General features: G+C 55.1%; 7 protein-coding genes and 2 tRNA genes. All 9 read right to left on the bottom strand.

All coding sequences use genetic code 11. The features are described 5' to 3' along the window. Positions 1–26 precede the first annotated feature (26 nt). Positions 27–602, bottom strand: coding sequence for a TlpA family protein disulfide reductase (locus H4317_RS10910; protein WP_185886589.1), 576 nt, complete (start codon positions 600–602; stop codon positions 27–29). An 82-nt stretch (positions 603–684) separates the two neighbouring features. After that, a complete protein-coding gene (locus H4317_RS10915) occupies positions 685–2,094 on the bottom strand; it encodes a T9SS type A sorting domain-containing protein (protein WP_185886592.1) in 1,410 nt (469 codons plus the stop codon). 209 nt (positions 2,095–2,303) lie between these two features. Continuing rightward, positions 2,304–3,296: a T9SS type A sorting domain-containing protein gene (locus H4317_RS10920; protein ID WP_185886594.1), complete on the bottom strand. Its 993-nt coding sequence runs from the start codon at positions 3,294–3,296 to the stop codon at positions 2,304–2,306. Between the two features lie 771 nt (positions 3,297–4,067). Next, positions 4,068–6,440, bottom strand: coding sequence for a polyphosphate kinase 1 (gene ppk1 / locus H4317_RS10930; RefSeq protein ID WP_260625634.1), 2,373 nt, complete (start codon positions 6,438–6,440; stop codon positions 4,068–4,070). Positions 6,441–6,595: 155 nt separating this feature from the next. Next, entirely contained in the window at positions 6,596–8,578 is a 1,983-nt protein-coding gene (gyrB, locus tag H4317_RS10935; protein WP_185886599.1) for a DNA topoisomerase (ATP-hydrolyzing) subunit B, read from the bottom strand. A gap of 190 nt (positions 8,579–8,768) precedes the next feature. After that, positions 8,769–10,004, bottom strand: a complete 1,236-nt coding sequence (locus tag H4317_RS10940) for a T9SS type A sorting domain-containing protein (RefSeq protein ID WP_185886601.1) — start codon at positions 10,002–10,004, stop codon at positions 8,769–8,771. Between the two features lie 238 nt (positions 10,005–10,242). Beyond that, the gene (locus tag H4317_RS10945; RefSeq protein ID WP_185886603.1) at positions 10,243–11,673 is read right to left on the bottom strand and encodes a T9SS type A sorting domain-containing protein; all 1,431 of its coding nucleotides are present in this window, start codon (positions 11,671–11,673) and stop codon (positions 10,243–10,245) included. A 450-nt stretch (positions 11,674–12,123) separates the two neighbouring features. Next, positions 12,124–12,197: transfer RNA gene (locus H4317_RS10950), tRNA-Arg, on the bottom strand. Between the two features lie 51 nt (positions 12,198–12,248). Further along, positions 12,249–12,322, bottom strand: a tRNA-Pro gene (locus tag H4317_RS10955). Positions 12,323–12,418 lie beyond the last annotated feature (96 nt).

Here is a 12,418-nt window from a genome sequence, read left to right on the forward strand (position 1 = left end):
AGTTCTATGCTTTGTGGTGGTGCCAGTTACTGCGACACCGTTTCGCCCTTGTTCAGCTTGCGTACCAGTTCCAGCAGATGCGCCTCGTCGCCCTCGTTGTAGGCATTATGCTGCCATACAATATTGCCCTGGCCGTCCAGCAGGAAGGTATGCGGCACATTGTTCACGTTCAGGGCGCGCTTCAGATCCTGGTTCTGGTCGAGATACACGGGGTATGTCCAGCCCCGGCCCCGCACGAAAGGGCTGACCTTGGCGGCATTACGGGCGTCGTCGATGCTCACGGCCACCAGTTGCACTCCAGTCTCCTTCTGCCAATCGGCATACTGCTCCGAAATATTGGTTAGTTCGGCAATGCAGGGCTTGCACCAGGTAGCCCAGAAACTAATAATGACGGGCTTCCCCTGCCCTACTCCCGGCAGCGTGGCCGTACTGATTGGTTTTCCGTCCAGCGTGCGCACCTGCACTGCTGGCAGACGGCGGGTTTTCAGGTCTGTGTCGTTGGGCGTGGTGGCTTGCGCAGAGCTAGGCGTCTGGGCCTGCGCCGATAGTGCCGTGAAGGCCAAAAGGCAGCTCAGGGCCAAAGTGGTGGTACGTGTTTTCATGGGTGGTGAAGGGTAGATATAGAGTAGGCCCTGCTTCGAAGATAACGAAACAGGGCCCTTGTTCTATGCTGGCTGGCTACAGTTATTCAACGAGCAGCTGCTGGGTGCGTACCCCATTGGTGGTAGTGAGGCGCACAGTATATAGACCCGGGGCTTGGCCCGTCAGGTTCAGTGGCAACTGCTGGGCACCACTTCCCAGCAGTTGCGAGCTATGAGCCAGCACCCGGCGGCCCAATGCATCCAGTACTTCTACCTGCACAGCTTCGGCGCGGGCCAGGCTTACGAAGAGCGTAGTGCGGCCGGTAGTTGGGTTAGGCGCTACATCGAATGGCAAACCACTCTGTGCTTTCTGCGTACCCAGCACGCCGTTCAGGCGGGCATAACCGCCCTGCAGAATCTCATTGGTTGAGCGACGCTGTAGAAACACCACCACCTGCAAGCTGTCGAAGTTTTCGACCCGGCTGATGGCATTGCCGGGCGCAGAAGCCGGGAACGTAAACGTCTGGTTCAGATTCCAGGATTGGTTGGTAGCCAAGACCGGTACGGCGCTACCATTCTGGTCGGGCATCATTTTCTTCACTACATCCACGAAGCTGGTTTCGCCGTTGGTGGCTACGTTCTGCCGCGTGTGGCGCTCTGTAATGAGCATGTGGGCTACCAAGTCGTTGGCCGCTACATCTACATAAGGCTTAATGCGGGCTGAAGCCGTTACCGTGCGGGTAGCTACGTTTAGGGTGTACACTACATCCACATCGGCCACGGCAATTTCCTGTGCCAGTGCGTCCACAGTGCCACCGTTCATCACCTGCGGGTTGCCTACCCAGCCGTTGCCGTTCAGGTGCGTTTCCGGAATGCCCTGGATGCCGTAGAAATTGTGTCGCGCGCCGGTTTCAGCAGTATAGTATGGGTCGCCAGCCGGAAAAGCCGAATTGCGCGGATAGTTCTGCTGGTACTTCACCACCACCATTTTGTTGCGGCGGGTAGAACGGACTGCCTCAAACTGGGCATTGCCCGGGTTGCAGGGCGGGCAGGTGCTGCTCGTGAATACTTCAGCCACCACCTTACGGGGCACCACACGCGCCGCCACCTGCAACGTCACGCGCAGCGTGTCGTTTGCACGGTTGTTATCTATCTGCCCTGCGTTGCCGCTTCGCACATTGGAAGGCCAGAACTTAAAGCGGTAGGTACCCGGTCCGGGCGGCGTCCAGGGTTGGCTCAGAGCAAATGCGCCAACCCCACCAAATGGTATTGTACCCGACACTGCCTCCGACGTAATCGGACCGTTGTTTACCCGGTAGTTGATGTTGTAGCCTAGAATGGCTTCTGTTCCCACGTTGCTCAGGTCGCCTTCCAGCGTAATAGCTCCGGGCCCCGCATATTGTGGCAGATACACGCGCGATACGCTGGCATCCAGCAACGACTGAGCCTGCGCGGTAGCAGATACGCCCAGCAGCGGAGTAGCGCAGGCAAATAATACGTAGAGTTTTTTCATACTGAAAAGAATGTATGGAGGATGAATGCAACTGCACAAAAGAGCAACTAAAAACCTAGTATCTCAAATCTAGGGTATTTATAAGTAAGCTGAAAATCAGCACTTACAAATACATAAAGCGCGACGATTAATGGTGGCCCAAACAAAAATATCCGGCTGCTCAGGTGAGAAAAGAGCAGCCGGATATCAGCAAAAACTGGCTGCTATGGCTATTCCACTACTAGGCGGCGCGTGGTGCTGCCCTCAGCAGTAGTAAGGCGTACCACGTACAGGCCTGGGGCTTGCCCAGTCAGGTCTAGGTGTACTTCGCGCTGCCCGCTGCCCTGCGCCGATGCTGCCGCTACCGGCACAGCACGGCCTAGCGCGTCCAGGAGTTCTACCCGTACTGTTTCGGGACGGGGCAAAGAGAAGCGGAGTGACGTGTGGGCAGTGGCTGGGTTTGGTGCCAAAGAAAAAGGTTGCCCAGCTTGCCCCTTCGCGGCGCTCAGGGGCGCGCTGAGGAAACTCCAATAGGAGTTGTCCAGCAAAGAGGGGCTGCCGGTTGTGCGCGACTCCAGTGTAGGGGAACCAGCAATTTGCAGCGCCGTGGTAGCATTTATCTGCACGCCGGCCGTTATGGCTAGGCCAGCAGTAGCATTGGTACGCTGATCTACAATGTAGATGTTGTTGGTGGTTTCCTCCAGCACAATGCTCCAATACGTGAACAAAGTTGGGTTGCCAGGCTTGCTAAACGAGTTGAACTGTACCCAGTGCTGGCGGTTAGGGGCTATGCCAAACGTTTTGGTAATGATGAAGTCACCGGTGGTGCCACCCAATCCCCATACACACACTGATTTGTCCGGAATCTGAGCGGAGGGCAATGCCGTGTTGACAGCGGGAGGAACGACTGTGGCACTGGCAGTAAAGGTCAATACTCCGCTACTCGATACTCTGTAGCTAGCAGCTGGCTGGCCATTAAAGAAAAACGCAAATGGCACTGAATTCGACTGCGACCAGGCTGGCGTGGCAAATGTGGTTGGCGTGCCAGTAAATAGTATAGTCCACCCTGGCGCTAGGCCACCATCTATCGGATACTCCGTGTCTAGGTTCAGGCTTCCAGGGTTCTGTCCCGCATTTAGCGAGGGGACCTGAGTATACTGAGCGGTGGCGGGCGCAACTCCAACTGCCAGCGCAAAACCAGCCAAGAGTAATAGTCTTTTCATACAAGCAGAAAAAGCAAAAAAGGGAAGTATGCGGCTACCGAAGTTCTTAAATCACCGGCTATATTTAGAGTATCTCCCTTGGATACTGGTGCTAAAACTAGCTTAGTTTTTCAATAAATTGCCAACCAACGGTATTATTTTAAGTACACATTGTCTGTTTGCTACCTGTTACTCAGGAGCTTGTTTCATTCACTCACGTAGTTCACCCAGTTCTTTTCACCCATCTGCATGAAAAAAATCTACCTTTCCTGTGTTGCATTGGCTTTGAGTGCCGGTTTTGCGGAAGCGGGCCGCTTGCAGAACGTTGTGCTGGGCGGAGCGCCCCGCATCACCATTCTGGGTGGCTACCAGCAGGCTGGTCCACTCCAGGCCACTTTCACCATCACCAATAACAACACGCGTAGCCTGCAGTTGGGCCTGCAGCGCCAGATTATTAGTGAAGTCAGCGGTACCGAAAACAACTTTTGCTTCGGCACCGGCTGCTACCCACCTAGCGTTACTACGGCTCCTTCTCCCATTACGGTAGCCGCCGGCGCCGTCGACAACACTTTTCTCGGCGACTACGTGACCAATGGCCGGGCTGGTATCACTACTATCCGCTACGCTGTGTACGAAGTGGGCACCCAGGATTCAACCTACGTAACAGTAGTGTATGATGCCTCCCGGCCGCTGAAAACCAGCCCAATGGCAGCCAGTGAGCAGGTGCTGAGCCAACCCGCGCCCAATCCGGCTGCGGGCGGTGCTGCTTTCCGCCTCACGTACAGCCTACCCTCACACGTTCGGCAGGCTCACTTGGTCCTCGTCTCCCTCACCGATGGCCGCCGGGTATACGACCTGCCCCTCCAAAGTGCTAACACCTTCAGCGGTATTCTCGCCGGGGGTTGCATCGTTGACAAGGCAGGCGTCATCACCATCTCCACCGTAGGTCTCGCCCGCGGCCTCTATAGCTGCCTGCTCATCGCCGACGACCGTAGCACTCCCCTCGCCGCTCGGCGCCTGCTGGTGCAATAACAACAATGCTAGAAGCCCTTCTGGCGTGGCGGCGGTAAGGCGTTCCTCATCCCGACGATAAAAGTCGCGGTGTACGTTTACCGCCGCCTCGTCCGGAGCTGGCTGGCGCCGAATGTAGGCCCCATCCTCCCGCATGATATAGGTATTCTGATTGTCCAGCATGTTCAGCATCAGAATGCTGATAGCCTCGCGCTTGAGCTGCGGATTTACAATCAGGAACAGAGCTTCAATGCGCCGGTCAAAGGAGCGAACCATAACGTCGGCGGAACCGGCGTATACTTTTGGCTGCCCGGCCTGGTGGAAATAGAACAGGCGCGAGTGCTCCAGCAAATCTCCAACGATGCTGCGTACCTCCACGTTTTCGCTCAGGCCAGGCCGGCCGGGGCGCAGGCAGCAGATACCCCGCACAATCAGGCAGATGGGCACGCCAGCTTTGGAAGCACGATAAATTTCATCGATTACCTCCTTGTCTTCCAGCGAGTTCATTTTCATCACGACGCCGCTGGGCAGACCCTTTTTAGCGTTGCGTACTTCCTCCCGAATCAGGTGGATCAGCTGCTGGCGCATGTCCTTGGGAGCCGTAATCAGATACTCGTAGTCGTCGGGCTGCGAGTGACCCGTGATGACGTTAAAGAACTCTGACACATCGTGGCCATACACGTCATTAGTCGTGAGTAGGCTCACGTCGGTGTAGAGCTTACTGGTTTGCTCGTTGTAGTTACCGGAGCCGATGTGCACGTAGCGCGTCACCTTTTCGCCTTCTTTGCGAATAATCATCAGCATCTTGGTGTGCGTCTTGTACTTGCTCACACCATAGATGACGAAGCAACCGGCCTTTTCCAGCCGTGCGCCTTCACGAATGTTGCGCTCCTCATCAAAGCGGGCCTTGATTTCGAACAGCACCGATACGTGCTTCCCGTTTTCGGCGGCCTTCAACAGCGCAGCCGTCACCCGCGAATCATCGGCGAGGCGGTAAATGGTTTGCTTGATACCCAGCACATGTGGGTCCTCGGCTGCCATTTCCAGCAGCCGCACCATCGGCTCGATGCTGTTGTAGGGGTGATGCAGCAGCACATCGTGATGCTTAAGGTACTCAAACAGGTTGTCGTCGGCGCCTTCGGGCAGGCTCAGCGGTGCTACTGGCGCAGGCTGCTTCGACGACTTGCCCCGGAAGTTCGGGTGCTTCAGAATCTGGAGCAACCCCTTCATGTCAATCAGGGAGTTGATAACGAACACGTTGCCGTTGTCAATCATCCACCGCTCTTTCAGCACCGACATCAGCAGCGCCGAAGCATTAGGCTCCACTTCCAGCCGCACCACACGCCCCCGCTTGCGAGTTTTTAGCCCTTGCTGCAACTCCTTGATAAAGTCGGTATCGATGTCGTCCGATTCTTCCAGCGTGAAGTCGCCATTGCGCGTAATTCGGAACAAATTGGCCGACTCGATTTCGACATTGCGGAACAGTTTGGGCAGGTTGGCCCGCACAATTTCCTCAATCGGCACAAACAGCACCTTTTCCTTACGAGTCAGCTCAAAGAAGCGCGTCAGGTTCTGCGGAATCTGCACAAACGTGAGCCGCTCCTGCCCTTTTTCCGTTTCCAGGTCGCCGTTGCCGGTGCGTGTCACCACGCCCAGAATTAGCATCTGATTCATCATCAACGGGAAACCGTGGTATGAGTCGTATACCATCGGGGTAAGCAGCGGGAAAATGGTATTCTTGAAAAAGCCGTCAGCCTTCTTCAATTCCAGTTCTGTCAGCTCTTCCATACGCAGAATGTTGAAGCCGTTCTTCTCGAACTGCGGCTTCAACTCATTCAGGTACGTCATCGACTGGTCGTTGACGAAGCGGTGCGCAAAATCGAGCAGTTTGCGCCGGAAGGGCAGTTCCCGCAACCCTGAGTAATCCACCCTTTCCTTACCATAGTCGAGGTAGTTATAGAGCGAGCCGACCCGAATCATGAAGAACTCATCCAGATTCGACGACGTGATGCTCAGGAACCGTAGCCGGTCGAATAGCGCACGACTTGGGTCCTTGGCCTGGTCGAGTACACGGTAGTTAAAACGCAGCCAACTCAGGTCACGGCTGATGTACTTGCTTTTGCGGATCAGGTCGGCGGATTTGAAGAGTTTCATAGCAGGAAATGGCGCTGATGAGGCGGGCTGGCAAGATACACGCTCATCCCGCACGTTCTGTTGCGCTTCTAAATAAATTAATACGCGGCAGCGCCAAACTAGACGTATAACACGCAATAAAAAAGCCCGCTCAGAGCGGGCTTTTTTATTGCGTGTTATACGTCTAGTTTGGCATATTTAGCATTTTTCTCGATGAAGTCGCGGCGGGGGGCTACTTCGTCGCCCATCAGCATGGAGAAGAGATGGTCGGCCTCGACGCCGGAGTCTACATCCACGCGCTTCAGGGAGCGGGTCACGGGCTGCATGGTAGTAGTCCAGAGCTGCTCGGCATTCATCTCGCCCAAGCCTTTGTAGCGCTGCACGTTCACCGTTTCCGGCTTGCCGCGGCCCAATTCTTCCTGAGCAGTCATGCGGTCCTGTTCAGTCCAGCAGTAGCGCTCCTCTTTGCCACGCTTCACAAGGTAAAGCGGAGGCAGCGCAATGTAGATGTAGCCTTTCTCAATCAGCTCCGGCATATAGCGGAAGAAGAAGGTCAGGATCAGGGTCCGGATGTGCGAGCCATCAATATCAGCATCGGTCATGATGATGATTTTGTGGTAGCGCAGCTTGTCCAGATTCAGGGAGCGGGTGCTGCTACCATCGTCCTCATCCGTTTTCTTCTCAAAGCTCACACCGAGGGCCGTAATCATGTTCCGGATTTCCTCGTTTTCGTAGATACGGTGCTCCTGTGCTTTCTCCACGTTCAGGATTTTACCCCGTAGCGGCAGAATAGCCTGAAACGCGCGGTTGCGGCCCTGCTTAGCGGTGCCGCCAGCCGAGTCCCCTTCCACCAAGTACAGTTCGCAGATGGCCGGATCAGATTCCGAGCAGTCGGCGAGTTTGCCGGGCAGCGAGTTGGAGCCCAGCACCGACTTGCGCTGCACCATTTCGCGGGCCTTCTTGGCGGCCACGCGGGCCTTAGCGGCCAGAATCACCTTTTCGACGATGACACGGGCTTCCTTCGGGTTTTCCTCCAGGTACTGGTTGAGAATCTCGCCCACTACTTGGTTCACGGCGCCGCTCACTTCGGAGTTGCCTAGCTTGCCTTTGGTCTGGCCTTCGAACTTAGGCTCTGCAACTTTCACCGAAATAACGGCGGTAAGGCCTTCGCGGAAGTCGTCGCCCTGAATCTCAATTTTGGCTTTGGCCACTTCTCCCGATTTCTCGGCATAGCCTTTCAGCACCCGCGTGATGGCCGAGCGGAAGCCCGCCACGTGCGTGCCACCTTCGTGAGTGTTGATGTTGTTGACATAGGAGAAGATGTGCTCCTGGTACGAGTCGTTATACTGGAACGCCACTTCCACCGGAATACCACGCTCCGTCGCCACGTACACGGGCTTGGTCATAAGCACGGTGCGGCTGCTGTCGAGATACTGTACGTACTCGGCTACGCCGCCTTCCGAATAGAATTCGGTGCGTACTGCTTCGCCCTCTCCCCCATCCTGCGAGGAACGCAGGTCGGTCAGCACGATACGGATACCACGGTTAAGGTAGGCCAGTTCACGCAGGCGGGTTGCAATCCGCTCATACGAGTACTCCAGCGTTTCATCGAAGATGGTTGGGTCGGGCTGAAACCACACGCGGGTACCACGCTCCGTAGTGTCCCCAATCTGGCGCACGTCATACTGCGGCACGCCAATGGTGTATTCCTGCTCGTAGACGTGGCCGTCGCGCTTAACGGTAACGTGCGTGTGCGTGCTCAGAGCATTTACGCAGGACACGCCCACGCCGTGCAGACCGCCGGACGTCTTGTAGCTGTTCTTATCAAATTTGCCGCCGGCGTGCAATACGGTCAGGGCAATTTCAAGGGCAGATTTGCCGAATTTCTGGTTGATGCCAACGGGGATACCGCGGCCGTTGTCCTGGACTGAAATGGCGTTGCCGGGGTGAATGTTCACCTCGATATGGTCGCACTGGCCGGCTAGGGCTTCGTCAATAGAGTTATCTACTACTTCCCACACCAGATGGTGCAGGCCTTTGGCGCCAGTATCGCCGATGTACATGGAAGGACGCTTGCGTACCGCTTCGAGCCCTTCGAGTACCTGAATGCTATCCGCGGAGTAGTCCGAGGCACCGATTATCTCTTGTGTTTCGCTCATGTTTCGGGCGTAAGTTCAGCTATGATGCTATCCTACAAAAGTACCGAAAATATCCCGTTTTTGCTAGCGCCAGCCCCGAATACACCCCGCGTATATCCCCGCAAAACGCTGGTCCATTTTTGCACAAAAAAGCCCTGCTCCAAATGATGAAGCAGGACTTGGTAGAGCGGTTAAAGTGCCACTTTTTAGCTTAGCGCACTACTAGCTTCTGGTGGCTGGTGCCAGCTTCTGACAGAATTTCCAGCGAGTAAACTCCCGCTTTGTACTGGCTCAGGTCGAGGGTGAAGGGAGTGGCGGTACTGCCCTGCCACATACGGCGGGTTACCTCACGGCCCAAGGCATCAGATACACGCAATTCTACACCGGTGCGCGCTACCTTCGAGCCAACTACGAAGCGGCCATCAGTGCTTGGGTTTGGATAGACACTAAAGCTTAGTTGCTCGGCTGCTACTGGCTTCGTGCCGAGGGTTGTAGCAGTGAGACGGTTCATACCCAGGCCGCCAAACGTATTGTCGTCGATGGCTCCCGACCAGATGGCGGTGGGGCTCACGGCATCAACCCGCGTATGGCTGATGGCGGTTTCCAGCGTTACCCAGGTCTGCCCGTTGTCACGCGAGTAAGAAGAGCCGGTTGAGTTGCCGGTACCAGCCACGTCCAGACCGGTAGCAATGTATTGCTGGGTACCGGGCACGTTATCGAGACCGAAGCCAGGAAACAGGCCTGTATATGTCACCGAAGACCAAGTGGCACCGCCATCCGTGGTGCGTTTCAGCGCTTTTGCGCCCGTATCAAAATTGAAGCTGTTGGCCAGGCCATTTTGCGCGTCGCGGAATGCTAAGGCAAAAACACCGTCCGTCAGGGCCGCATCGGCTACCGTCCACGTAGCGCCTTTATCAGTGCTGTGGTAAACGCGGCCATCCAGGGTACCGAACCAAATGTTGTTACCGACTGCAGCCGGCGGGGCTTCCGCACCATATTCGCCGCTCAATGAAGCAGGCGTAGTAACCGGAGTCCAAGTAGTACCGCCATCTGTGGTCCGGTACATTTCAAACGAGCCACCATCCGTCAGCGGGTCACCTTGGGCTACTCCTTCATTGGCATTGAAGAAGTGAATCATGTTAGGGTAGCTGTCAGGCGACGAAAAAGCCGTTCCCTGCTGTGTCCAGGCTGTGCCACCGTTCGTGGTTTTCATGATGCGGCTACCGCTGGCGCCAAGTACCGTCACCCAGGCAGTATTGGCATCTACGGCCGTCAGAGCCGTCACAATCCCAGTTGTGGCCGTTATGCCGGTCACGGTGCCGGCCGTCCACGTTACTCCGCCGTTGGTGCTACGGGCATAATTGGTGCCACTACCATTATCAAGGTCGTAGCCAATAGTCCAAACAGTATTGGCATCAACTCCTTTGATGAAATAGGGGGTAGACAAGGTATTAGGGAATGCAATAGGCTGAGTTGCCCACTGGGCCTTGGCGGTTGTACCCAGCGCGAGAAGACCTGCTAGTAATAGTACGTGTTTGTGCATATTCAAGGAAGTGGAAAAGGTTAAGGTTCGTGTGTTGTAGAGGCCAGTAGCTGGCAGATGGTTGGTTGACCGAAGGAATATTTCATAAAAAGGCCCTCATCCTGCCAGAATGAGGGCCTTTTTATGAAATATTAGGAGCAGATTATTCTACTACCAGTTTCTGCTGTGCTACACCGGCTTCGGTGCGCAGTTCCAGCGTGTAGATACCGGCTTTCTCATTGCTCAGGTCCACAGTCGTCGACTTGGCAGCAATAGCCGTAGCGTTCAGGGTCTGCGAAGTTACCTGGCGTCCTACTACGTCGAACACGCGTACCGAAGCACCCGATTTCAGACCCGAAGCCAGCTGCACCGTGAAGATGCCATTGGTGCTAGGGTTAGGATACACAGCCAGAGCCTTCTGCAGCTCTACGTTGCGGTTCGAGAGAATATTGGCGCCCGTGTATTTGCCGATGCCACCGCCACCAGCAGCAGCCGTGAATCCACCAGCCCAGCCTACAGTACCCGAAGCAAAGCTAACCGAGAGGTACTGAGCCTGGTTGTCGATAGTCGTCCAGGTAGCACCATTGTCGCGGCTAATCGAAGTTCCGATATCGGCAGCCGTTGGCGAAGCAACGCGAGCATCCAGACCAACAGCTACGTAGGTGTTGCCACCGGGAATAGCTGTTACGTCAGAATCACGGAAAGGAGTAGAATAGGCCTGAGTAGCCCAAGTAGTACCACCGTTCGTCGTTGTGCTGATGTTTTCAGCATTCCACAGCAGGCCGTTGTTGGCACTAGCAAACACAACACCGGAAACCCGGTTCGGAATATTGCTGTTGCTGTTGGTCCAAGTGAGGCCTCGGTCCGTGGATTTAAACACACGGGCTGGCGACGTAATGGTGACCGGATCGTAGAGGGTGCTGAACCAAATGGTGTTGCCGACTACCGAATACTGATTGGTTACACCATATTCGCTGCCGTTGCTGATCAGGCCGGAAGCGCGGGGTACGCGTGTCCAGGTGGTACCACCGTTGGTGGTAGTGTACATCTCGAAAAACTTTACCGAGCTGGCAGCAGTCCGGTTCGGGTCACCCATGCAGACACCGTTGTTGGCATCCCAGAAGTATACCCAGTTGGCGAAACCGTCTGGAGCAGAAAACTGGTAAGCACCAGTAGTGCTTGGGTCAGTCTGTACAGTCCAGCTGGTACCGCCGTTCGTGGTCTTAACAATGATACCGCCGCCATTGGTAGCGTTATACATAGCAGACCAAGCCGTGGTAGCGTTCAAAGCAAACAGGTTGCCGGCAGCATAGCCCGTAAAGCCGCTAGGGGCAATTACGCCACCCTGCCAAGTGGTTCCACCATTGGTGGTGCGCAGGTAGGTGTTGGCCACGATGCTGGTTCCAGCAGCGTCAGGCAAACCCGACAGACCCCAAGCCGTGTTGGCATCAATAGCCTGAATACCAACGATACGATAGTTGGCACCCAGGTTGGAGTTCTGAGGGGTAAAAGAGGTAATGGCTGGAGTGCCTTGGCCAAAGCCTTGCAGACCTAGTCCAAGCAGGAAAGAAAGGCCGAGTAGCGTTTTTTTCATGGTGAATTGAATGTTGTTTAGGGTGATATGGAGGGGAAACCAAAGTTTTCGCTGCCCAATGTAATGACTTTCCCGCATTACGGGCAACTGACAGGCAGCAGAAGTTCGATAAAAGCAGTTGCAACAGGCTCAGTCTGTGTGTCACGTTGCGCAACTATATCAGCCACTACGCCCATTCCGCTTGTTGGGTTGTAGCCAAATCAGGCAGCCTAAAGCATGGCCCATTGCTAACCCCTTCTACCCTCCGACCTGCTCATGGCAGTTGCTGCTCTTCTGGATGCGGCAGAGTGGTATGAGCCTTGCCGCTTTATCCATCTGACAACTTAATGTGCGGGTTAGAAGGAAATCGTTTTTCGTCGCTTTATAATTAGAGAGCAATGCCCTGTACTTGTATAAACAGCCAATAAAAAAAGCCACCCAGCAATTAAGCTAGGTGGCTTATTATCAGTGTGGCCCCGATGTGATTCGAACACATGACCGGCTGCTTAGAAGGCAGCTGCTCTATCCAGCTGAGCTACGGGGTCAAAAACAAATAGCCGCCCGCCCCAAAGGTGGGCTGACGGCTATTTGATAAGTCGGGGTGGCAGGATTCGAACCTGCGGCCTCCTGCTCCCAAAGCAGGCGCGATACCGGGCTACGCTACACCCCGAAAATGGAATGAGGAACTGAGAGTATGGAACGAAGAATTTATGCAATTCTTCATTGCTCATTCTCAATTCCTCATTTCCAAGAAATGCGGAGAGGG

It is taken from the genome of Hymenobacter sediminicola, from assembly GCF_014250515.1.
Lineage (GTDB): Bacteria > Bacteroidota > Bacteroidia > Cytophagales > Hymenobacteraceae > Hymenobacter > Hymenobacter sediminicola.